General features: G+C 37.3%; 18 protein-coding genes. 7 read left to right on the top strand and 11 right to left on the bottom strand.

From position 1 onward, the window contains the following. Positions 1–12: 12 nt before the first annotated feature. From ELS83_RS20215 to gdhA, 4 genes are all read right to left on the bottom strand, one after another. Positions 13–498 (bottom strand): DUF2059 domain-containing protein, encoded by a 486-nt coding sequence (locus ELS83_RS20215; protein WP_171597365.1) that lies wholly within the window; start codon positions 496–498, stop codon positions 13–15. A gap of 24 nt (positions 499–522) precedes the next feature. Then, entirely contained in the window at positions 523–1,326 is an 804-nt protein-coding gene (gene blaOXA, locus ELS83_RS20210; protein WP_216616718.1) for a class D beta-lactamase, read from the bottom strand. A 4-nt stretch (positions 1,327–1,330) separates the two neighbouring features. After that, the gene (locus ELS83_RS20205; RefSeq protein ID WP_171597363.1) at positions 1,331–2,218 is read right to left on the bottom strand and encodes a CPBP family intramembrane glutamic endopeptidase; all 888 of its coding nucleotides are present in this window, start codon (positions 2,216–2,218) and stop codon (positions 1,331–1,333) included. Positions 2,219–2,335: 117 nt separating this feature from the next. Beyond that, the gene (gene gdhA / locus ELS83_RS20200) at positions 2,336–3,691 is read right to left on the bottom strand and encodes an NADP-specific glutamate dehydrogenase (RefSeq protein WP_216616716.1); all 1,356 of its coding nucleotides are present in this window, start codon (positions 3,689–3,691) and stop codon (positions 2,336–2,338) included. Between the two features lie 219 nt (positions 3,692–3,910). Between gdhA and ELS83_RS20195 the strand changes: the two genes are divergently transcribed. Beyond that, complete coding sequence (locus ELS83_RS20195) at positions 3,911–7,369, top strand: PEP/pyruvate-binding domain-containing protein (protein ID WP_171597362.1); 3,459 nt, start codon at positions 3,911–3,913, stop codon at positions 7,367–7,369. On the opposite strand, the gene ELS83_RS20190 is transcribed toward ELS83_RS20195, so the two are convergent. After that, on the bottom strand, positions 7,370–8,611 hold the full coding sequence (locus ELS83_RS20190) for an ABC transporter permease (protein ID WP_171597361.1): 1,242 nt from the start codon (positions 8,609–8,611) through the stop codon (positions 7,370–7,372). An 84-nt stretch (positions 8,612–8,695) separates the two neighbouring features. On the opposite strand from ELS83_RS20190, the gene ELS83_RS20185 reads away from it, so the two are divergent. Next, complete coding sequence (locus ELS83_RS20185) at positions 8,696–9,880, top strand: exo-beta-N-acetylmuramidase NamZ family protein (protein ID WP_346728177.1); 1,185 nt, start codon at positions 8,696–8,698, stop codon at positions 9,878–9,880. A gap of 90 nt (positions 9,881–9,970) precedes the next feature. Here ELS83_RS20185 and ELS83_RS20180 read toward each other — a convergent pair whose 3' ends face one another. Then, positions 9,971–10,519: a hypothetical protein gene (locus ELS83_RS20180; RefSeq protein ID WP_171597360.1), complete on the bottom strand. Its 549-nt coding sequence runs from the start codon at positions 10,517–10,519 to the stop codon at positions 9,971–9,973. Positions 10,520–10,738: 219 nt separating this feature from the next. On the opposite strand from ELS83_RS20180, the gene ELS83_RS20175 reads away from it, so the two are divergent. The 3 genes from ELS83_RS20175 (at position 10,739) to ELS83_RS20165 (ending at position 13,725) form a co-directional block, all read left to right on the top strand. Next, on the top strand, positions 10,739–11,320 hold the full coding sequence (locus ELS83_RS20175) for a thioredoxin family protein (RefSeq protein ID WP_171597359.1): 582 nt from the start codon (positions 10,739–10,741) through the stop codon (positions 11,318–11,320). Positions 11,321–11,606: 286 nt separating this feature from the next. Further along, a complete protein-coding gene (locus ELS83_RS20170; protein ID WP_171597358.1) occupies positions 11,607–12,095 on the top strand; it encodes a TlpA family protein disulfide reductase in 489 nt (162 codons plus the stop codon). Positions 12,096–12,126: 31 nt separating this feature from the next. Continuing rightward, complete coding sequence (locus ELS83_RS20165) at positions 12,127–13,725, top strand: DUF6029 family protein (protein ID WP_171597357.1); 1,599 nt, start codon at positions 12,127–12,129, stop codon at positions 13,723–13,725. Between the two features lie 65 nt (positions 13,726–13,790). Here ELS83_RS20165 and ELS83_RS20160 read toward each other — a convergent pair whose 3' ends face one another. The 3 genes from ELS83_RS20160 to ELS83_RS20150 form a co-directional block, all read right to left on the bottom strand. After that, entirely contained in the window at positions 13,791–16,292 is a 2,502-nt protein-coding gene (locus tag ELS83_RS20160) for a TonB-dependent receptor plug domain-containing protein (protein ID WP_171597356.1), read from the bottom strand. Positions 16,293–16,370: 78 nt separating this feature from the next. Beyond that, positions 16,371–17,273 carry a FecR family protein gene (locus ELS83_RS20155; RefSeq protein WP_171597355.1) on the bottom strand — a complete coding sequence of 301 codons (903 nt, stop codon included), beginning with the start codon at positions 17,271–17,273 and terminating at the stop codon, positions 16,371–16,373. A 43-nt stretch (positions 17,274–17,316) separates the two neighbouring features. Further along, entirely contained in the window at positions 17,317–17,817 is a 501-nt protein-coding gene (locus tag ELS83_RS20150) for an RNA polymerase sigma factor (RefSeq protein WP_171597354.1), read from the bottom strand. A gap of 89 nt (positions 17,818–17,906) precedes the next feature. Here ELS83_RS20150 and ELS83_RS20145 point away from each other — a divergent pair, with 89 nt between their 5' ends. Beyond that, a complete protein-coding gene (locus ELS83_RS20145; RefSeq protein ID WP_171597353.1) occupies positions 17,907–18,905 on the top strand; it encodes a zinc-binding metallopeptidase in 999 nt (332 codons plus the stop codon). Positions 18,906–19,027: 122 nt separating this feature from the next. On the opposite strand, the gene ELS83_RS20140 is transcribed toward ELS83_RS20145, so the two are convergent. Together ELS83_RS20140 and ELS83_RS20135 are read right to left on the bottom strand one after the other, a co-directional pair. After that, positions 19,028–19,906 carry an Omp28-related outer membrane protein gene (locus tag ELS83_RS20140; protein WP_171597352.1) on the bottom strand — a complete coding sequence of 293 codons (879 nt, stop codon included), beginning with the start codon at positions 19,904–19,906 and terminating at the stop codon, positions 19,028–19,030. A gap of 195 nt (positions 19,907–20,101) precedes the next feature. After that, positions 20,102–21,301 (bottom strand): pyridoxal phosphate-dependent aminotransferase, encoded by a 1,200-nt coding sequence (locus ELS83_RS20135; protein WP_171597351.1) that lies wholly within the window; start codon positions 21,299–21,301, stop codon positions 20,102–20,104. 283 nt (positions 21,302–21,584) lie between these two features. Between ELS83_RS20135 and ELS83_RS20130 the strand changes: the two genes are divergently transcribed. After that, positions 21,585–24,209 carry a valine--tRNA ligase gene (locus ELS83_RS20130; protein WP_171597350.1) on the top strand — a complete coding sequence of 875 codons (2,625 nt, stop codon included), beginning with the start codon at positions 21,585–21,587 and terminating at the stop codon, positions 24,207–24,209. Positions 24,210–24,474: the final 265 nt, after the last annotated feature.

The following is a 24,474-nucleotide window of genomic DNA, read 5'->3' as shown; positions in this document are numbered from 1 at the left end:
AAATCAAAGAAATTAAGGCATGAATGGTAGCCTGATTTTGTAGCCTTTACTCTGGATATCTTCGTGAATTTTCTTGCCAATTTCCTGTCCCCAAATCATACCGGCTTGCATGCTTTCAGCAGTAATATTAGGAATTTTATGAGCAATCCTTTTTCCGGCATCCGATTCAAAAAATGCAATCATCGCCTTCACATCATCATGAGATAAATTCTTTCTGTAAATTGGTACAATCATATTATACAAATCTTCGAAAGAAGTTTTTAGAAACTCTTGCTCAGCCTTTTCCCAGTAGCTTGAAGGAACATCCGATTCCTGGGATTTAAAATGCTGTATCATGGTTTTGATCGATTGTTTGAAACTGTTTGCTGATCCATTTACTTCGAATAGGTGCTTCACATCCTTTGCATATTCATCGTTTAGCTCATTGTTATTGGCAAAACTGTTACAAGCAGCAAATAACAGAATTACTAAAAGTATCTTCGACCCTATTGTTTTCATTACGCTTTGTTTTGGTTTAGTAGATTATAAACTTTTTAAAGTTAAGGTTTCTAGAATTTTATTGGTGATTTCCTTTCGTTTTTTTGCTTCTTCCGAATTTCTGATATCCATATTTAATGCAAAAAAGTACACATTGCTTTCATTTTCGAGATAGCCAACATACCAGCCCATTTGCTTCTTGACGCGAGCTGCCCAACCTGTTTTGGCCCTAATTGTATAGCTGTCGTTTTGCTCAACAATCATTATTTTCTTTACAGTTTCCTGATTTTTTGCTTCAAATGGCAGTTGGTTTAAATAGAGCCTTTTCAAAAAATCAATTTGTTGATTGGCTGTAATTCTGATGTCTCCATTCAGCCAAAACAGGTCTATTTTACCACCAATATTCCGATTGCCATATTCTGCTTTCTTTACCCAATGGCTCATTCTTTCTTTACCAATTTTTCTGGCCAGTTCCTGGTACATCCAAACCACCGAATATTTAATTCCTGTTTCCAGGTTATGGTCACGGTTCCAGGCATCCACAAAACGTTTTTTGCCGTCCCATTTTACAATTTCTTTTTCATCTTTTATTACTCCTGTTTCTAAAGCAATCATCGAGTTGATGATTTTGAAAGTAGAGGCTGGTAGGTAAGCAGAATCGAGTCTGGCCGAATTGTGAACCAATGATTTGTTGTTCTTAAAATCATGAATGATAAAACAACCACTGGTATTTTCCTTCTCAAATATACTCTGGATAGTCTTTGTAGAATACTGATCGAGAATTGACTCATTTTGCTTCTCACATCCTAATAGAAAAAAAGCAGCAAAAAGTACAAGAATGTATTTCATAGCTTTAGGCGTTTTGTAATCGGAAATCTTGTTTTTTATAGACATACCAAAAAAGAATAATGGCTGCAGTACACAATAAACTGGCAAGCAAGGAACCTTCAAAACCAAACTTACCACCGGTTAGCAATTCGTTGCCCGTAATGCTTTGAGAAATTAAGGTATCGGTATCTGTACCACTTACCTCGAACCCAAAAATCGGTCCCTGGAAAAAGTTCCAGCTAAAATGCAAGGCCAATGGGAACCATAGGTTTTTCGTGAAAATGTATCCAATTCCTAAAAGAATACCTGCCAGGAATATGTTTGTAATGCCCAGGAATGACACGTTTGGGTTGAATAGGTGTAATGCTGTAAAGATTAGGGATGAAAGAACCAGGGCCAAATACCTGTTCATTGAATCCATAAAATTTGGCAGGATATATCCTCGAACCAACACTTCTTCGTTTACCGATACAATTATGAATAAGAAAACGGACTGCAAAAGGCTTGTTGCAGCGAAGTGAATGGAATCTATTGTTAGGTTACCATTTACCTGTAAGATGATAGTTCCCAAACCCATCATGACAATACCGGCAATTAATCCGTAAAAAATATCTTTACCTCTGTTTTTCAGCGAAAATCCCAAATCAACAAACTTTCTTTTGTCGATAAAGCGGGCGAAAATCCAAACAATTAATAAAGTGCCTAACATGCCGGTAAATTGGGTGGTTAGCCTGAAACCCGTTGACATATTAACATTTTGCAAATTTTGAAGATCGAGAGTTCCTGTGATTGCGCCATATAAAATAAGGCCAATTGCCTGGAATATTCCGCTTACAATAAAAAATGGAATGATGATTAAAATTGCACGTAACCAACCATGTTTTATGGCTGGATTTGAGTTGATTTGGTCCATGATGTATAGGTTTTATTAAGGTGTTTAAAGTTAACAAAACTAATGAAAAGCAATCTTGTAAAATAAAAAAGCTTGCTCCAAAACTGAAGCAAGCTTATTTTTATTGTAACTATTGAATTATACGATTCCTTGCGCAATCATTGCATTTGCAACTTTCACGAATCCACCAATGTTGGCTCCATTTACGTAGTTTACAAATCCATTAGAGGTTTTACCATACTTAATACAAGTTGTATGTATGTCTTTCATAATGCGTTTCAAATGGTTGTCTACTTCTTCGCGTGTCCAACTCATGCGCATTGCATTTTGCGACATTTCCAATCCCGAAACTGCTACACCGCCTGCATTTGCTGCCTTGCCTGGTCCAAATAGAATTTCATTTTTCAGATATACTTCTATAGCTTCAGGTGTTGATGGCATATTGGCGCCCTCCGAAACACAAATACAGCCATTTTCAATTAAAATTTTAGCTTCTTCTTCGTTAATTTCATTTTGAGTTGCACTTGGAAGGGCTACATCGCATTTCACACCCCAAGGTCTTTCTCCCGGGAAGTAACCTACATTATACTTTTTGGCGTACTCTTCAATTCTACCACGTTTCACGTTTTTCAAACGCATTACGTACATTAGCTTTTCATCATCTATTCCATCAGGATCATAAATAAATCCGGAAGAATCGGAAAGGGTAACGACCTTACCACCAAGTTCATTTACTTTTTCAACTGTAAATTGAGCTACATTTCCTGAGCCCGATACTGTTACAATCTTGCCTTTTAAACTGTCTCCCTTTGCATTCAGCATTTCTTCGGCGAAATAAACATTTCCGTAACCGGTTGCTTCAGGACGAATTAAACTTCCTCCCCATTCTGCTCCTTTACCAGTAAGAACACCTGTAAATTCATTACGTAGTCTCTTATACTGTCCGAACATGAAACCAATTTCGCGTCCGCCAACTCCAATATCTCCGGCAGGAACATCGGTGTCTGGTCCAATATGCTTCGATAGTTCAGTCATAAAGCTTTGGCAAAATCGCATTACTTCACCATCTGATTTTTGCTTAGGATCGAAATCCGAGCCTCCTTTACCACCACCCATTGGCAGCGTGGTTAAACTGTTTTTAAATACTTGCTCGAAAGCTAAAAATTTAAGAATACCAAGGTTTACTGTTGGATGAAAGCGCAGACCTCCTTTATAAGGACCAATCGCACTGTTCATTTCTACTCGATATCCTCGGTTTACCTGGATCTCCCCCTTGTCATCAACCCATGGCACTCTGAAAATGATGACTCTTTCTGGTTCCGAAATGCGTTCTAAAATTTTTGCTGTTCTGTACTTAGGATTTTCCTCCAGGAAAGGAACCAGGGATTCTACAACTTCGTGAACTGCTTGATGAAATTCAATTTCACCAGGTGTTCTACTAATAAGATCATCCATAAATTCTTTACTGGATGGGGCTTTGAACATGGTTGTCATGATACAAAAAGTTTAAGTTAGACATGATTTATTTTGGGTGTAACATACCAGCAGTCTTTTGGATAACTGCTTGCTCTATTAAAGGTATGAAAGAATTCGTTCAAGGTCAAGCTGTTAGAATTCGTTTAAATTCATTAAATTTAAAAGAGCCCAGTAATAGTGCTAAAGAATTGAATTCCAATATTTAATTTTTATTGTATCTACGTAAGCCCCAAAGCTATGAACCCAGAATCAGATAATAATCAAGGTCTTAACAGAATTATTGCAGAAAATATTGAAAGACTCAAAGAACTTGCTGCAATTAATCAAACTACAGGTATTATTAAGGAAGGCAGATCCATAGAGGACACCTTGCAACAAATTTGCTTTATCCTGCCAAAGGCTTGGCAATATCCGGAGTTTACCGTAGCCAGAATTATTTTTGATGGGAGCGAGTATCTCAGCTCAGGTTTTCGTTTGTCGCAATGGACCATGACCCAGGAATTCATGACCATTGACAATAAAAGTGGGAGAATAGAAATCTGTTACGTAAAGAAATTTCCCAACCTCGACGAAGGTCCTTTTTTGAAAGAAGAGAGACACTTGATTGAGAACCTGGCCAATATCATTGTTGGTTATATCAATAGTGAAACCGGGAAACAACTTCTTACCCAGGTTCAACAGACAAAGGAAGAAAAAAAAGAGATAATAGGACCATACGTGCCTGTTACCAATCGCAAACTGCTTCAAAATTTCCTGAATAAGAACAATGCCGATCGAGATATATATCATGACTTAATGCCTTTTAAGGTGAAAGAAATTCTTTTGGTAGCGAACCTATACGATGCCTATTGTATTGAGAGAGAAGGACGATTTGCAGAACAAATTTCAGGAGAATATCAGCAATTGAACCTTACTTCTATGCCTCGTGTTACCGGTGTTTCTACTTTGGAAGAAACCATGGAACAGTTGCACAGTAAGCATTTCGATATGATTATTCTTATGGTTGGAGTAGATAAGAAAACACCCATTGAATACAGCGAAAAAATCAAAAGCGAATTTCCTTACATTTCCATCTTCCTTCTTCTAAATAATGATGCGGATATTGCCCTGTTCGAAGAGCAAAGAACCGAACACAAAACAGTTGATAAATTGTTTGTATGGAATGGGGAATCGCAGGTATTTTTTGCCATGATTAAATCATTGGAAGATAAGGTGAATGTTGACAATGATACGAAGATTGGACTTTCCCGTGTAATATTATTGGTTGAAGATTCAGCCAAATATTACTCGCGGTACATGCCAATGCTTTACCAGAGTGTGTTGGCACAAACCCAAAGGATTATTGATGATGTAAGCACCGATGCACAATATAAAATATTAAGGTTAAGAGCTCGTCCGAAAATTTTATTGGCCTCGAATTACGAGGAAGCGATGAATATTTACCACAAGTTTAAAGAGTATTTGTTGTGTTTAATTTCGGATGTGAAGTTCCCGAAAGAAGGTGTTTTTGAAGAAGATGCCGGAATACAGCTGGTAAAGGAAATAAAAGATGAATACCCGAACCTGCCAGTGATTTTACAATCATCGGATGTGACCAATGCAGCCCATGCTTTTACCCTAAAATGCAGTTTCATTAACAAGAATTCGGAAACCTTGCGCCACGATATTCGTTTGTTTATTCGCCAGTTTCTCGGATTTGGTGACTTCGTATACAAAGATGCAGATGGGAACGAAATTGCTACGGCAAAATCGCTAAAAGAGTTTGAAGAATACCTCTATCATATTCCTGCTGAATCGCTGGTATATCATGCTAATAAGAATCATTTTTCGCTATGGTTGATGGCACGAGGCGAAATTCGTATTGCAAAGATGATTGCTCCATACAAAATTGGAGATTTTAAATCGGCCGAAGATGTTAGGGATTACCTGATTAATGTAATTCAGAATTATCGGAACGAGAAGAATAAGGGGAAAGTGGTTGAGTTTAATTCCGACCAGGTATTAAATGCGAATAATATTGTTACCCTTTCAACAGGATCTTTGGGCGGAAAAGGAAGGGGTTTGGCATTTATTAATTCCATGCTGTTTAATCTTGAATTGAGCCGATACATTAAGGACATCAACATTAAAGCACCCATGACAGCCGTAATTGGTGTGGATGAGTATGAATCCTTTATCGATAGAAATAACCTATTGGACAGAACAAAAGATTTGCCCGATTTTAAAGAGGTGCAGCGCCTGTTTTTGGCTTCTGACCTGACCATTAGGCTGGTGCAGAAAATCAGGGTCATGCTAATGAATTTCGACCAACCTTTGGCCATTCGATCCTCTGGTTTGTTCGAAGATTCCTTATTGCAACCCGTGGCAGGAGTGTTCCAAACCTATCTTGTTCCCAACAATCATCCCGATTTAAATCAGCGTGTAAAGCAAGTAACCGATGCCATTAAATTGGTATATGCTTCGATTTTCTCTGAGGAATCGCGTGCCAATGTGCAGGCTTTGAATTACAAACTTGAAGAGGAAAAAATGGCGGTTGTGATTCAGGAAGTGGTGGGAAATCGTTATGAAGATACTTTTTACCCTCATATTTCGGGCGTGGCACAATCATACAACTACTATCCTTACGGTCATATGAAACCTGAAGAAGGATATGCGGTTATTGCAGTTGGTTTGGGGAAATATGTAGTTGATGGGGAAAAAGCCTGTAGATTTTCACCTGTTTTTCCGACCATTGAGAACAATTCACCAAAGGATCAGTTCAAAAATTCGCAGGTGGAATTTTACGCCATTGATTTAAAGAAGAAAGACATCGATTTGCTGGAAGGCGAAACCGCCGGATTAACCCGTTTGGAAATAGACGATGCAGAAGTGCATGGAAACCTGACTCATTGTGCTTCGGTTTACAATTCGGTTAACGATACCATAAGTCCTGGATTGGATGCCTACGGACCAAGAATTGTAAATTTTGCCAATATCTTGAAATACGATTACATCCCATTGGCCAAGACTATCGAATTGGTTTTGGATATTGTGAAAGAAGCAATGGGATCGCCTATCGAGATAGAATTTGCGGTTGATTTGAGCAAGGATAAAAATGGCAGAGCCTCTTTTTATTTGCTGCAAATTAAACCATTAATAGGGAATGTAGACGATTACAATGTAGATTTAGAGCAGGTAAACCAAAAGCAATTGATGTTGCTTTCGGAAATGAGCATGGGAAATGGTTTGGTTGATAATGTGTGCGATGTAATTTATGTAGCTCCCGAATTGTTTAAAAAAGAGATGACACCAGATATTGCTGCAACTATCTCATCGGTAAACGAAAAAATGAGATTGCAAAACAAGAATTATGTGCTGATTGGTCCGGGACGATGGGGTACCAGGGACAAATGGATTGGAATTCCAGTAAAATGGAACGATATCTCTAAAGCAAAACTAATTGTTGAAACCAGCTTTGCCGATTATCCTTTGGAAGCTTCATCGGGATCGCACTTTTTTCACAATGTAACCTCAATGAATATTGGTTATTGTTCGGTTCATCATCATTCAGAAACCTCGCTTGTAGATTATGAATTGTTGGGCAAACAAGATTTAATAGCCGAATATGGAGCGGTGAAACATGTTAGGTTTAAAAAGCCACTTGTGATTAAAATGGATGGTAAAAAGCGCCTGGCAGTGGCCAGCTGGCAGAAGTAATTAATCGAACTTAATGGCTTTTGCCGGGCTTATTTTTGTGATCAGATAAGATGGAATCAACAACATGGACACTGTAGCGATTAAGCTTCCAACATTTAATAGCAATAAATGGCTTAATTTAAGATTTACAGGTACAGTGTCTACGTAGTAGTTGGTAGGATCCAGTGGAATGATTTCAAAATAATGCTGAATCAGGCATAGACCAATTCCAATTACATTTCCCCAAAGCATTCCTTTGCCAATAATCATGCTGGCCTGGTAAAGAAATACTTTTCGGATTGACCAATTGGATGTACCCAAAGCTTTCAATATTCCAATCATATTGGTTTTTTCAAGGATGATAATCAGCAAGCCAGATATCATATTAATGCCTGCCACAATAATCATGAGTGAAAGTATAATCCAAACATTAATGTTGAGCATATCGAGCCAACTGAATATTTGCGGATATTTTCGAACAATACTTCTTACTTTAATGCTTCCGCCTTCCTGGGTAAAAGAACTTGCAGTGATTTGTTTTACAAGGTAGGTAAGTTCAGATAGCTCACTAAAATCGTCGATATAAACTTCATAACCACTTACCTGGTTTTCTTCCCAGTCGTTCAGTTTCTGAATGTGTCGCATATCGCCAACAAGGAAAAGCTTGTCGAATTCTTCCATTCCTGTATTGTAAATGCCTGATATTGTTAGCCTGCGTTCGCGTGGCGGTTGCTGAATAAAGTAAACTGTAATTTTATCGCCAACGCCTACCTGAAGTAAATCTGAGAGTTTCTCCGAAATCAGGATTTGATTGCTTCTCTGATCTCCCAATTCAAAAATCTCTCCATCCACCAGGTGTTGCTCAAAAAAGCTCCAGTCGAAATCTTTTCCAATGCCATTTAAAACAATGCCCTGAATTTCCGATTTTGCCTTCAGAATACCTGGTTTTGTAGCAAATGATTGAATGTGTCGAATGCCATCAATCTGTTGAATCAGACTGGTGTCGATAATGTCCTTGCTTATTGGTTGTGTTTCGAAAGAGGAGTTGTTATCGTAATTGGTAATCTGTATGTGAGAACCAAAACCCGTTACTTTATTGGTAATTTCCGATTTGAAACCAGTTACAATAGCAACTGCCAAAATCATTACGCTGATTCCAAGTGAAATGCTAACTTTGGCGATCTTAATAATTGGGCGAGACATTTTTTTTTCGCCCTTTTCACCAGTAGTAATTTTATTGGCTATAAACAGTTCCAGGTTCAAATCGACATTCTTTTTGTTAAGATTAACACAAAAGTAGTAAATTCATGTTTATTTCATTTTATTAAAATTCGAAAAGAGATTAGTGTGAGAAATAATTTGTTTGTAATTCTAATTTTACTGATATCAGTCAGCACATCTTGTGTAGCGCAAAATGATGAGAAAGTGATTCCTGCTGCCGAAAGGGATCATCTTTATTTGCCGATGTTGCAGAATAAGTCGGTTGGTCTGGTTGGCAATCAGTCTTCATTGGTTGGAGATCAGCACCTGGTAGATTTTTTACTTTCTAAAAATATCAGGATCAAAAGAATTTTTAGTCCCGAACATGGTTTTCGTGGAACTGCCGATGCCGGGGAGAAAATCAAGAACAGTAAGGATGTAAAAACAGGTATTTCTATTGTTTCTTTGTATGGTAAACATTTTAAACCTGGTATCGAAGAGGTTCAGGATCTGGATATTATGATATTTGATATTCAAGATGTTGGAGTTCGATTTTACACCTATATTTCTACACTGCACTATGTTATGGAAATTTGTGCCGAGCAAAATATTCCTCTTATCGTTTTGGACCGACCCAATCCGAATGCACACTATATCGATGGTCCGGTTTTAGAGAAAAAATATTCATCTTTTGTGGGCATGCATCCAGTTCCTGTTGTGTATGGTTTAAGCATTGGTGAGTATGCTAAAATGATTAATGGTGAATCCTGGCTAAAGGGAAAAGTAAAATGTGATTTGAAGGTAATTCCATGTAAGAACTGGACAAGAAATCAGGTTTATGATTTGCCTGTAAAACCTTCTCCAAACCTTCCCAATGCCTTGTCGGTTGCTTTGTATCCTTCGCTCTGTTTTTTCGAAGGAACACCAGTTAGTGCAGGTCGCGGTACCGATCAGCCTTTTCAGTGCTTTGGACATCCTAAAATGAATCAAGGCGATTTTTCTTTCACACCGCGTAGCATTCCAGGTGCAAGTAAATATCCAAAATTTGAAGGAGAAAAATGTTTTGGTAAGGATTTAAGCAAGTTTGATTTAATGGATTTCAGAAAACGTAAAAATTTGGATTTATCCTTCCTGCTATTGGCTCACCAACAATTGCATTCCAACACTAAATTTTTTAATGCTTTCTTTAAAAACCTGGCTGGAACCGATACCTTGCGAAAGCAGATCGAAAAAGGAATGAGCGAAGAAGAGATCAGGGCCACTTGGCAAAAAGATCTTGAATCCTATAAAGAAATTCGAAAAAAATACCTGATTTATTCCGATTGGAAATAAAATCGGAAACAGGTGCACCGGAGGCGAAAGGAAAGTAGTATCGACTTAATTGACAAAATCCGGTGACCTGCTTCAGAGGGATATCATTATTTAAAATACATAGTGGTTTCTGTTTGCGTAGTATGAATTTACCGAATCAAAATCAATTGGAACTTTATTGATTCGCTTCAGCATAAGTCTTTTCTCACAAATACACTTTTGCAACTTACGATGAGTTTGTTGAATTCCTTGCAGCATTATCAAGCCTTTATGGAACTCCGATAAATCAATAGAATACTCGTTTAAAGCTTCTTTGTATTTGGGATCACTGATAATTAAATCATAAAAAGTTCTCATGTGCTCCAACCAGCCACTAAATGCTTTTGCATTTTGTTCCGATTCTGTAAGTAATTTCCAAAATTTTGTATGTCGGTTCAGTACGGGTGAAATCAATCTCAAATGCTTATTGTATAGCTTGTCTGATTTTCTTCGCATAGCGTACAATAAACTTTTGATTTCGATCTCTTTTTGCGACTGCTTTTTGGATAATTGATTCCAATGAAATGAATCATCTACCTTTATATTGGTCAACTTCAATTGTTGTTTGTCGAAATGTGCTCTATCGGGTATAAAACCTGCACTAATTATCCTGCCTTTCATAAGCATGTTGATCTATTTTTTTACTACAACAAGTTTATAAAATACCAAGCTGATGTATCTGAACCCTTTATTAAAAGTGTGTTAAAAATGAATGGCAAAATTTAATTCGATAATGTTAACTTAATGGAAGTTTAATGCAAAAAATGAGACTTAATAATTTAGAACTTATCAAAATAATCGGTAAATTTAATGTAGTAACAACCTAAAACGAATTTGAAAATGGCATTTACCTTACAAATAGGAGATAAAGCTCCCGAGTTTAACCTGATTGCAACCGATGGAATTAGATACAAGTTGAATGATTTTAAGTCTTCAAAACTACTGGTAGTCTTTTTCACCTGCAATCATTGTCCGTACGTTACAGGTTCGGATGAGGACACCCGAGCCATTGCAGATAAGTACATTCCACATGGAGTTGAATTTGTTGGAATCAATTCGAACTCTCCAAATACATACGAAGAAGATGATTATGACCACATGGTAACACGCATGGAAGAAAATGATTTTCCTTGGGTGTACCTTCACGATGAAACACAAGAAATAGCGGTAAACTATGGTGCTTTGCGAACACCGCATTTTTACCTGTTTAACGAAAAAAGAGAATTGATTTATACAGGACGTGCTGTTGATAATCCAAAAGATACTTCGAAGGTTACAGTTCGTGATTTGGAACGAGCAATTATTGAATACCTGGATGGAAAATCAGTTTCGACTCCTGTTACCAACCCAATTGGCTGTAATGTAAAATGGGATGGAAAAGATAAACACTGGATGCCAGCTGATGCCTGCGATTTGGTGTGATGCTTCATCAATAAGTGAACGTAAATGACGCGGATAGAACAGATCAATACGAATGTATTTCGTAACAGTTTGTCAGATCCGCGTTATTTGTGTTTCATCCTGCTGATGATAAGAATCTGCATTAAAATTTTCGTTCTTGGCTAATTTCCCTTAAGCCTTATAATCCGAGCCTTTCACTTTTATTCTTTACAGAATATTGCAAATCTTTCATTACCAAGTTTCCAGAATCATATTAAAAAATATTATATTCAGACTCTTAACCACTAATCAATCTATATTTTTTAACATGAAAAAATTCTTATTCGCGCTCCTTTTGTTGAGTGTAAGTATCGGTATTCAGGCACAGAAAAAGATGCCTGAAGTGAGTGTAAAAACTCTTGATGGAGAAGAAGTATCTTCCGTTGAGTTTTCCAACGATGGAAAGCCAATGATTATTAGTTTTTGGGCAACCTGGTGTAAACCTTGCCTGAATGAGTTATCGGCTTTTACTGATGAATTTGATGATTGGCATGAAGAAACAGGGGTGAAAATTATTGCCATTTCAATTGATGATACTCGTGCCAGTGCCAGGGTAAAAAGCCTCGTGTATGGTAAAGACTGGCCTTTCGAGGTATACCTGGATCAGAACCAGGATTTAAAACGTGCCTTAAACGTGGTAAATGTACCTCATACATTTGTTTTAAATGGGAAGGGCGAAATTGTTTGGGAACATACCAGTTATAATCCAGGAAACGAGGATGAGGTAATCGAGCAAGTACGCCAGTTAATCAAGTAATCCTTAAAGTTTTATCAGTAAAAAAATCAAGATGAATAAAGTATATACATGCCTTATTTTGCTATTGCTGTGCTGTGGCAATATGGCACATTCGCAAAATAAAGGAACGCTTACCGGGAGTTTTGAAAGTAACAACCAAATTTACAAAAACGACAGTAAAATTGGGGCAGTAGCACCCAAAGACAAATTTGGATCGAACAATTACCTGAAGCTTGATTATACCTATGGAAATTTTAAAGCTGGAATCCAGTACGAAGCCTATTTGCCTCCCCTTTTGGGATATGATTTCCAGCTGGAAGACAATGGAATCGTTCATCGATTTGTTAGCTATGAAAACCAGGATTTGTCCATTACCGTTGGGAATTTTTATGAGCAGTTTGGAAGCGGCTTGCTTTTTAGAGCCTATGAAGACAGGCAGTTGGGATTGAATAACGCTCTGGAAGGGGTAAACGTTAAATTTAAACCTACCGACTATATCAGCTTAAAAGCTGTATATGGAAAACAACGAAAATATTTCGACACAGGTAAGGGAAGAGTAAGAGGTTTTGATGGAGAACTGGATGTACTTACTGCTTTGCAAGCCAAAACGAATTCGGTTTTTATTGTAGGAGCTGGATATGTGAACCGTTACCAGGATTATACAGGACCAGTTGAAGGTTATCCGTCGAGCGTTGATGCATGGTCGGCAAGAATGGATTTTACCTCGGGACGCAGTGCCTTACAATTCGAATATGTAAGTAAAGGCAAGGATGGTAATGCAAACACGCCCCAAATTGTTTCCGAAGGGAATGCACTTTTGGCCAACTACAGCTATACGCAAAGAGGTTTAGGTTTTAATTTTTCGTTCCGTCGATTGGAAAATATGCTTTTCAGATCGGAAAGAGAAGCAGCTAACAACGAATTGCTGATTAATTATTTGCCAGCCAATACCAAACAGCATAAATATAGCCTTGCAAATATTTACCCTTATTCAACCCAGGCAATGGGCGAAATTGGTGCTCAGATCGATTTTGTGTACACATTTAAAAAGAAAACTGCCCTGGGAGGAAAATATGGAACCAGAATTGCCTTTAATTATTCCCACTACAATAAATTGGAAGGAACTTTGGTTGATGGCGTATTTTACAGCGACAGTGAATTCTTAGGCTTGGATGGAGACAAATTGTATCGCGATTTTAATGTGGAGATAAATAAGAAATGGTCTAAAAAGCTGAAATCAACTTTTGCATTCATAAATCTTGAATACAATAAAAGTGCACTCGAAGGTGGTGACAAAGGTTTGGTAAAGAGTAAAATTTATGTTGCCGATTTCCTGTATAAATTCAAAAAAGGAAAAGCACTTAGAACTGAGGTGCAGTACTTAAGTACCGATCAGGATATGGGCGATTGGATAGCAGGTGCATTGGAGTATAATATTGGCAGCAAATGGTCTTTCTTTATTTCTGATATGTACAACTCGGGAGTTAGCGACACGCACTACATTAACGCAGGAGGAAGCTTTGTGAAAAATTCAACTCGTTTCTCACTAAGTTATGGAAGACAAAGAGAAGGTTTGTTGTGTGTTGGCGGAGTATGTAGAATGGTGCCGGCAGCAAGCGGACTGACAATAAGTTTAAGCAAGAGCTTTTAATCAAAGATATTTTTGAATCATTAAGAAGGTCTCAATTGATTGGGACCTTTTTTTATTGGCTTAATTTAAAAATGATACCTGAATATTACATTTGGTGTGATTCCAAGTGCTCTCCTGTCATTTCTTATTAAAACCTCTCCATTTTCGCCCCCACTTAATAGGTAGTAATATCGATTCACAATGTTTTTTCTGTCGTATAAATTGAGAATAGAAAATCCTAATTTCATATTGGACTTTGATGTTTTGGAAAGCTGAAGCTTATAAGTTGCAGATAAATCGAGTCTATGGTAAACCGGCAATCTACTGCCATTCACTTTTTCATAAACAATGTTGGTCTCATTATCAGATTGGTCTAACTCGAGATGCGTATATGGTTTTCCGGAGTGAAACCTCCAACCCAATGATAACTCAATGTTTTTATACTTGTAAGAATTGGCCAGGACTAAATTGTGCCTTACATCGTAATTGCCCGAAAAGCGATTGGCTTCCTCTAAATTGGAAAATCTGAAATCGGATTTCGCAAGCGTATAACTTACCCATGTGCGGAAATTTTTAATTCTCTTTTTCACCAAAATCTCTAATCCTATGCTAGTATTTTTTCCATAAGAGAAATCGGCAACATCATTTGTAAAGCCCCTGGTTAAGGATGTTAATCCCTTTATTCGTTTATAATAGGATTCAATATCGATTTGCCAGTTGTTTTTCTTCCAGATCAATCCCCATGAAACTTGCTTGCTTCTAAGAAATGGGTACGATTCTCCATCTGCCAATATCCACAATTGATTTTCTAATCCGAAATCTGAGGTCTCATACTCCACAATTTGACTAATTGGTTGATTTTTAATTCCTCCCGACAATCTCATTCTTAAATTTTTATGTAACGAATACTCAATATTCAAGCGTGGCTCAAGAAATGTTTCTTTACTTTTAGCGAATCGATTCATTCGAACTCCAGCATTTAGATAATAGGCCTTGCTTTTCATTTGGTACTCTAAATAAACTGCATGATTTACATCTTTATAATCATCGCTTATGCGATATGAATCTTCCTGGTTGAACAGCTCCTCTACATCAATTCCAAATGAGGTATTATTGTATCCAAACTGATAACCCAACACCAGGGATTTTGTTTGGCTAATTTTGTAATTGCTTTGAAATTCAGCACTAAGATCATTAATCTGATTTTCTTTCAACTTAATGGTGAGTAATTCATTTTCATAGGAATATGTGCCTCGGTAATTTAAATCGTACAGGGAGTTGCTAAACTTTAGCGAGTGACTGAACCTGTTCGTCCAATTTCTTTTCCAGGAGATATGGAATCCATTGTTTTTGATTTTTAAATCATCTTTGGTAGCATCCTTTATTACTATGTCATTTGTAACATAGTCCAACTCATTTTGTATGAGCAGATAATTCATAGTCAACTGATCTTTAGAAGATAATTTTGCAATGGTTTTAATGTTATAATCGATATAATAGTAGGAGTTATTGCTAATTAAGGGATCGTAGCCTAAATTATTTTCGATATTTAATTTCCTGGTTGCCTGAAAGGTTTTTTTAGACAAACGTTTATTGGTGAAAGTATTAAATGCATCGGTGTAAGATCTTCTGAAAGATAAAATTAAACCTATGTTTTTATTGGCAAGAGGGGTTTTAAGGTAAGCATCGGCATGGGTCATATTAAAACCCAATCCACCTTCTGTTTTTGTAGGAACTTTTTCTCCGGAGTTAAAATCTATTACGCCGGAAATTCTGTTTCCATAGCGGGCACTCACTCCACTTTTAAATACCTGAACATCTTTGGTAACATATGGGTTTAATGCTGATATGGCACCAAACAAATGACCACTTTGGAAAATGTTAATCCCATCCCATAAAACCAAATTCTGGTCGGGGGTTCCTCCTCGTATGTGAAGTCCTGATGCACTTTCGTCCGGACTTTGAATTCCAGGTAACATCTGCAGACTCTCGAATAAATCGGGTTCGGTAAGTCCGGGAAGTAATCCTAACCGATTCGGATTAATTTTGAATGAACCATTATCATTTCTGTCAAGTCCAGAAGTCAAATAATCTCTAACGATTACCTCATTCAACCCCACGATCTCCTCAATCATTTGTATTGTGTCCTGGAGGGAAAAGCTTCGGGCAGCTATGAGTTGTGGAGCGTAGCCCAGGTATCTAATAAGAATGGTATCGTTTATAGGAATGTTATCGAGCCTGAAGTAAGCTTCTTGGTTTGTAAGGATTCCTACTCTTTTCTCCAAACTCATTACCTCTGCTCCAACCAATTTCTCTCCCGATGATTTTGCCATGACAAAACCAGATATGCTTTTTAGATTTTTAGCATCGACTTTGCGTTTGATTATAAAGTATCGCTCATTAATTTTTGTGAAAATAATGGGTAAGTCGCCTTCTATTTTTTTAAATACTTCTTCTTTCGAATGAACCTTCTGAATCATGTAAACACTCAAATTCTCTATAATTTGATTTTTGTAAGAGAACTTAATGTCATATTCCTTTTCCAGAAAAATAAGAACTTCAGATAAGGCCGTGTTCTTAAAATTCAAATCGAGACCTTTATCTTGTGAAAAAGACAAGAAGTGGAGCAGTATAAACAAAATAAATAGTGCAAATCTCTTCATTTATCAATCAGACAAAATAATGGTGTTCTTCTTTTCTATTCTATATTCAATTTCCATGGTTGAGAAAACTGTTTCCAGTGCTAAACTAAGATCTTTGTGAGTAAAGCTTCCAGTAAATTTTTGGTTTACATCAACATTCTCCGATATAATCTTTAATTGATATTGCGCTTCAAGAGCTTTAATCACCTGCAAAAGAGGAACTCTATAGAAACTGCTTTCTCCTTTCAGCCACTGAGGGATTTCTTCTGAAAATTGATACTTTTCTGTATCAGTACCAATAGATCTGAAGGCATTGCCAGCTATTAAAATAGCACTATCACCACCAGCTTGTGCTTTTACTTTTCCTTCGAAACAGCTTACCTCAAAATAATCAGGGAAGGCCCGAACATTAAATTCTGTACCCAAAACCAATACAGCTGAACCATTGTTGAGTACTTCAAAATCTTTCCCTTTTTTTACTTTAAAATAGGCTTCTCCTTCCAGTTTAATTTTTCTCTTGTATTTCCATGTAAAAGGATTGTATTTAATTTGGGAGCGAGAATTAAGAATGACTTCTGATTGATCTGGAAGGACGTAAGCAATACTTTCTCCATATCCTGCTTTGACAGTTTTATAATCGAGAAAGAAATAATTGATTCCAAATAAAATAATGATGGAAGCAGCAACACCAGTTATCCATCTTAGCTGTATTTTTTTTCGTTTTTGTTCCTGTTTTAAATTGAACTGCAAGTTCTCGAAAGCCTTCTTTTTGTCATATGGCGATACATAGAGTCTATTACTCGCCTCTATTATTTTGCTGTAATCCTGGTGTTCCTGGCTTTTTTCAAAATCATCCAGTTCTGATTTGCTCAATTTACCATCAAGCCATCGTGCCAAAAAAGTATCCTTCATATCATTAAATTTCATGATCTCTTTCTTCTAAAACAAGATAAAATACAAAGCCCCTACTTTAAATATGAAATTTTATTTTCGCCCTTAAATTCAGCAAAGCCTTGTGCATCCTTTTTTCAACCGCTTTTTCCGAAATTCCTATTATTTCGGCTATTTCCTTATAGGTTTTACCATCTATTCTACTGAGTAAAAATACCTCTCTTTGATTTGATTTTAAGTTTGAAATTGCCTCTTTTAGTTTGAGCATAAACTCTTCTTCTTCCATCAAATACTCTGGGGTTTTTGCCTCCACAGACTCTTTGATTGAACTGCGATGTTGAAGCACAACCTTCCCGTGTTTGTAATCATTAATAAAAAGATTATTGGCCACTGTGTAAAGAAACGACTTTGCCTTTTCAACGATAATGCTTGCACACTGCTTCCATAGCTTGATAAAAGCTTCCTGTGTGATATCCTCTGCTTTCTCCATGTCTCCACATTTATAGTACACGAAATTTCTAATGCTTTCGGAATATCTGTTAAAAATGGCTTCGTATGTTTTCGATTCGCAGATGGACATTAAAAAAAAATAAATTTTGGTAGGGTATACCGACAATTAACTGTTACAACTTCAAACAAAGATAAATTATATCACTAAAACAATTTATTATGAAGTATTTATTAAGATTGAAATGGGCATTAATTCTATTGTTGTTTTCTTTTGTAATTGTATCGTGTAGTAAAGATGATGATACACCTGATAACCAGGATCAGCAAATAACTGATAATATTGGGAAAGATGATAAAGATGGGGATAACGGACATGACCATGGCTCTTCCGATTTCGATTACATTACCAATTATGAAGTAAAAGGAGATCAGTTAAAAAAGATAAAAGACTATGATGTAACAGGTGAAAGTTTAACATTTCAAAAAAACGAAAAACAGCACAAAGACATTTGGAAGCTTGTAATGGATGTTATTCCTGATGCGAATAGAAATTACCTGTCGGATTTCATGCTATTCCATGGGGAAAAATCAGGAACTGCAGGATATGTGGTTCAAACCAAAGAAGACTTGACGAAGTGGCAATTTGGTATTGCTATGGCCTATGCCTTTCCTAATGGCGTAATCAATTCGGATGGTGAATTGGCCTATACGATTATTCATGAGTTTGGACACATTGTAACATTAAACAATACTCAAGTAACTGCTGGTACAGATGCAAACTCAAGCGATACTTACCATACAGGAGAGGGATCTTCAAAAGCCAATTCTTACATTAATAAATTGTATCAAAATTATTGGGCCGATATCTGGGATGAATACCAGGAAGCCAGCAATAGTGAAGATGAGGAAAAACTTGCTGCATTTTACGAAAAATATAAGGAACGATTTGTAACCCAGTATGCTTCAACAAATCCTGGCGAAGATATTGCCGAAACCTTTACCTATTTTGTAATTAAAGGTGACAAACCAAGCGGAAATTCAATTGCCGACCAGAAAGTGAGAATGCTGTATGAGTATGAAGAACTGATTGAATTGAGGAATTACATTCGCAACAATACAAAAACGAAGCGTTCACGCATGATCTTGCCTAAAGCTGGTGCATGGAAAAAAGCCAATACATTTGGCGATCCTAAAAAAGTTCATAATCTAACAAAATAAGTAGCAGCCAAACTTACTTCTTCTAAGTGAGAACTAATAAGAATAATTTGGAGGATTTAAGTTGGGGTCGGGGGAATAAAAAAAGAGCTGTCCATTTGGACAGCTCTTTATATTTGTACTGATTAATCAAAATCTTGATTGGATCCTACTTTAACAATTTGAGTGTTGATGATCTCTTCACCACCTTCCTCCAGAACAAATGCCACGATGTAGCAATTTTCCGGAACGTAAGTATCAAGTTCTACACTAAAATCGGCTTCAATAACATTTCCGGTTTTGGTATAATCTTCAGGAATGATATCACCATAAACATCGGTAATCGTTTTTCTTAGGACATTCGCATGTTCAAAACCAACAATCGGATTTCCTTTATTATAGTAAGGAGAACTTGAAACGTCATTGTAATAATTTACTTGGTTGGCAACCACTTTATCTTCTACAAGATAGATTACATAATCTATACTTTTTGTAAGGTCGGCCTTAAAACCAATTTTAATTTTTCCTGTTACCGTTGTATTGTTAAGCGAACTTTCAAGAGCAATACCCAAATCGCTTTCTTTTTCAAGAAATGGGTTTAAGGTGGCAAATGTTTCCAGCCATTTTGCCGAACGGTTTAATACAGCGGTAGGGAATCCGCTAATATTATACTTTTGAAGCATGCTCTTAACATGAGTGAATCCCATGTCACTGTCATCATGTACGCCAATTCCGATAATATTGCCATTTTGTGCAATTGCTTCTTCCATTGCATGGGCAACACGCGGACAGTATCCACACCAGGTTCCCGTATAATCCTCTAAAAGGATTTTTGTTGTATAGCTGGCAGGGGCATCAGTTGAGCTTACGCTCACATTTGAGTTCTTTCTTGACTCCTTTGGAGTTGGATCAGGCTTATCAGGCTCTGGATTTGGGCCCGGACCATCGCCGCCACTGCTACAAGAACTCACTACAATTCCTAAGAATAAAATGGTTGGCAGAAACCATTGTTTGAAATTTTTCATGTGATTGATTAGTATTAAATTAATAATGATTTGATTGTACTACTCTTAAATTAAGAGTAATAAGTCTTAAAATTAATAAAAACTTTAATAATACAAATTTCGTAAAGTATTCAATTCGGAAATTTTGGACTAATAACACATAAAAAAAGCGGCTCCTTACAAAAGGAACCGCTATATCTTATCGTCTTTTTCGACTTATAAAACTCTACCAGGATAAACCTTTAAGGCAGCAGCAAGAGTTTCCATTGCATTGGCAAGATCTTCTTTCTTTAATACATATGCAATACGAACTTCGTTTTTACCTAAACCAGGAGTAGCGTAGAAACCGGTAGCCGGAGCAACCATAACCGTTTGGTTTTTGTGTTCGAACTCTTCCAAAATCCACTGCGCAAATTTATCAGCATCATCAATTGGAAGTTTTACTACCGTGTAAAATGCACCCTTAGGAATTGGGCAATATACACCTTCCATGTCATTTAAAGCAGCCACCATAAAATCGCGACGTGCAATGTACTCATCGTAAACTTCGTCGAAATATTCTTGTGGAGTATCCAAAGAAGCTTCGGCAGCAATCTGACCAAATGCAGGAGGACATAAACGTGCCTGTGCAAATTTCAATGCTGTGTTAATTACTTCTTTGTTTTTGGTAATTAAAGCACCAATACGAACACCACATTCGCTGTAACGCTTCGATACTGAATCCATCATTACAACATTCTGCTCAATACCTTCCAAATTCATTGCCGAGAAATGTTCTTCTCCACCATAACAGAATTCACGGTATACTTCATCAGAGAATAAGAATAAATCGTGCTTCATGATTAACTCACGCAACTGATTCAATTCTTCTTTAGAGTACAAGTAACCTGTAGGGTTGTTAGGATTACAAATTACGATTGCCTTTGTTTTTGGAGTCATCAGTTTTTCAAACTCTTCGATCGATGGCAATGCAAAATCATTTTCGATGCTTGATGTAATTGGAACAACCTTTACACCAGCCGAAATCGCAAAACCATTGTAGTTTGCATAGAATGGCTCAGGAATCAAAACTTCATCACCAGGATTCAAACAAGTCATCAAAGCAAAAGTAATTGCTTCAGATCCACCAGTTGTAATCAACATCTCCTCTTCGTTAACATCAATACCAATATTCTGGTACATTTTTGCCAATTTCTTGCGATAAGAAACATTCCCTGCTGAGTGAGAGTATTCAATCACTTTCTCCGTGCAATTTCTGATAGCATCCATTGCAACTTCCGGAGTTTTAATATCAGGCTGACCAATGTTCAAGTGATAAACTGTTCTGCCTTTTGCTTTTGCGCCTTCTGCATAAGGAACCAATTTACGAATTGGTGACTCAGGCATCAATCTTCCTTTGTCTGATATTTGTGGCATTTGTTATGTGTTTATATATTTTATGAATAAGGTTTTCTAATTCGCCAAAAATAGATAAAAAAGCAGGTAAAAAAAATGATTTTTAATGCTTTTCAACATTGATTTAAAAAACTGACCATTAGGAAGAAGCAGTCGATTGATTCAAAGGATAAAACGATTGCAGGCTCATATTTACTATTTCCCTCATTTTATTGTCATTCAGTGAAGTAATATCCCGCAGAATTTCTTAATTTTGAGCCAAATTTTTTTGAAAATATAGAATTAATAAATTATAGTTAAACAAATGGAAATCCCAACTAAGTACAATCCTGCAGAATCGGAGGACAAGTGGTACAAGTATTGGATGGATAAAGGATTCTTCCACTCAGTACCAGACGAGAGAGAGGCGTATACAATTGTAATTCCGCCACCAAACGTCACCGGTGTGTTACACATGGGGCATATGCTAAACAATACAATTCAAGATGTATTGGTCCGCAGAGCCAGATTGCAGGGAAAAAATGTCTGTTGGGTACCAGGAACCGACCATGCGTCTATTGCTACCGAAGCCAAAGTAGTAAACAAATTAAAGCAAGAAGGTATCGCTAAAGCGGATATCACACGCGATGAGTTTATGAAACATGCATGGGAATGGAAAGAGAAGCACGGTGGAATCATTTTGGAGCAGTTGAAAAAATTAGGTGCTTCGTGTGATTGGGAGCGTACTGCTTTTACCATGGATGAATCTCTTTACGAATCAGTAATCGATGTATTTATCGATTTGTACAAAAAGGATAAAATTTACCGCGGTGTTCGTATGGTAAACTGGGATCCTGCTGCGCAAACAGCTGTTTCTGATGAGGAGGTAATCTACAAAGAACTGCAATCGAAACTTTACTATTTAAGATATAAAATTGAAGGAAGCGAAGATGAGTATGTAACAATTGCTACGACTCGTCCGGAAACCATTTTAGGTGATACCGCTGTTTGTGTAAATCCAAACGATGAGCGTTTTACTCACTTGAAAGGAAAGCGTGTAATTGTTCCTTTGGTAAACCGTTCTGTACCTATTATTCAGGATGAATATGTTGATATGGAGTTTGGTACTGGTGCCTTAAAAATTACTCCAGCTCATGATTTGAACGACTACGAAATTGGTGATCGTCATAATTTGGAGTCTATCGATATTTTCAACGACAATGGTACCATGAGCGAAGCTGCTCAAATGTACATTGGAAAAGATCGTTTCGAGGTTCGCGATTTAATTATTCCTGACCTGGAAGCAGCTGGCAACCTGGTGAAAATGGAAGATTACGTGAACAAAGTTGGTTTCTCTGAAAGAACCGATGCCGTAATCGAGCCGAAGCTAAGTATGCAGTGGTTCCTGAAAATGAAAGAACTTTCTGCACCAGCATTGGAGCATGTAATGAACGACGACATTCAGTTGCATCCGGCGAAATTCAAAAACACATATCGCCACTGGATGGAGAATGTGAAAGACTGGTGTATTTCTCGTCAGTTGTGGTGGGGACAAAGAATTCCTGTTTACTACCTGCCTGAAGGCGGATATGTAGTTGCCAAAACTGTTGAGGAAGCTCTTGTTGAAGCCAAAGCAAAAACAGGAAAAGAGTACAAGGCAGACGATTTGCGTCAGGATGAGGATGTACTGGATACATGGTTTTCATCGTGGTTGTGGCCAATTTCGGTTTTCGACGGAATTCGCAAGCCAGGTAACGAAGAGATTAAATACTATTACCCAACCAACGATTTGGTGTCTGGTCCGGATATTCTATTCTTCTGGATTGCACGTATGATTATTGCGGGTTATGAATATATCGGCGAAAAGCCATTTAGCAATGTATACCTAACAGGTATCGTACGCGATAGCCAACGTCGTAAAATGTCTAAGTCATTAGGGAACTCACCAGATCCACTTGATTTGATTGCCAAATATGGTGCCGATGGTGTTCGTGTGGGTATGTTGCTTTGTTCGCCTGCAGGTGGTGATTTGTTGTTCGACGAAAATTTACCTGAGCAGGGTCGTAACTTTACCACCAAAATCTGGAATGCATTCCGTTTGGTTAAAGGTTGGGAAGTTGCAGATATCGAACAACCAGAATCGGCAAGAATTGCAACCGAAGTATTCCATGCACGTTTGAATAAAACCATGGAAACTTTAGATGAGCAGTTCAAGCAGTACAGAATCAGTGAGGCATTAATGACGGTTTACACCTTGTTCCGCGATGAGTTCTCATCATGGTATTTGGAAATGGTGAAGCCAGGTTATCAGCAACCAATCGATAAGAAAACTTACGAAGCTACAGTTGGCTTGTTCGAGAAGTTGATGCAATTGTTGCACCCATTTATGCCATTCTTAACTGAGGAAATCTACCAGCTATTGGCTGATAGAAAGGATGAGGATAGCATTATGGTTTCTGTAATGCCTAAGCCTGAAGCATACGATCCAGCTTTATTGGAGAAATTCGAGCAGGTGAAGGAAGTAATTGTTGCAGTTCGTAATATCCGTAAGCAGAAAAACATCGCATTTAAAGATGCATTGGCAATGAACTACCGTTTGAAAGAAGGCAATTACGATTCTTCTTTTGATACTGTAGTTGCTAAGATGTGTAATCTTAACGAAATTTCTGCTGCCAATGGCGAAATGGCCGGAGCAATGTCTTTCATTGTAAAAGCTGTTGAGTATTTCATTCCTCTTGGCGATTTGGTTGATGTTGAAGAAGAGTTGAAGAAGATGGAAGAAGAGTTGAAATACACTCAGGGATTCCTTGCTTCTGTTCAGAAGAAAATGAGCAACGAACGCTTCGTGAACAACGCACCTGCCAAAGTGGTTGAAATGGAGAAAAAGAAAATGGCCGATGCCGAAGCTAAAATTAAAGTTTTAGAAGAGCGCATTGCTAGTATGAAATAAAAGATGCAGATGATCATGATTGTTTATGATGATCGCAGATAATATAAATGCCGTTCCTTTTGGAATGGCATTTTTTTTACTCTATCAGCCTAATTTATAATTCCGAATTCATTCCCAATAGCTATCCCTTAGGTTTGCATAGTCATGGTTAGTCCTTCTGATTTTGTAGTTTAGTGGTGATTAACCAGTCAGCAGAAGTAAACTAACGATAGTTTAAGGTTTGTAACCTATGTCCCGAATTAGACTTCTGCCGACATGACTTAAG

This window comes from Marinifilum caeruleilacunae, from assembly GCF_013141825.1.
GTDB lineage: Bacteria > Bacteroidota > Bacteroidia > Bacteroidales > Marinifilaceae > Marinifilum > Marinifilum caeruleilacunae.
This window is presented reverse-complemented; position numbering and strand designations above follow the sequence as displayed.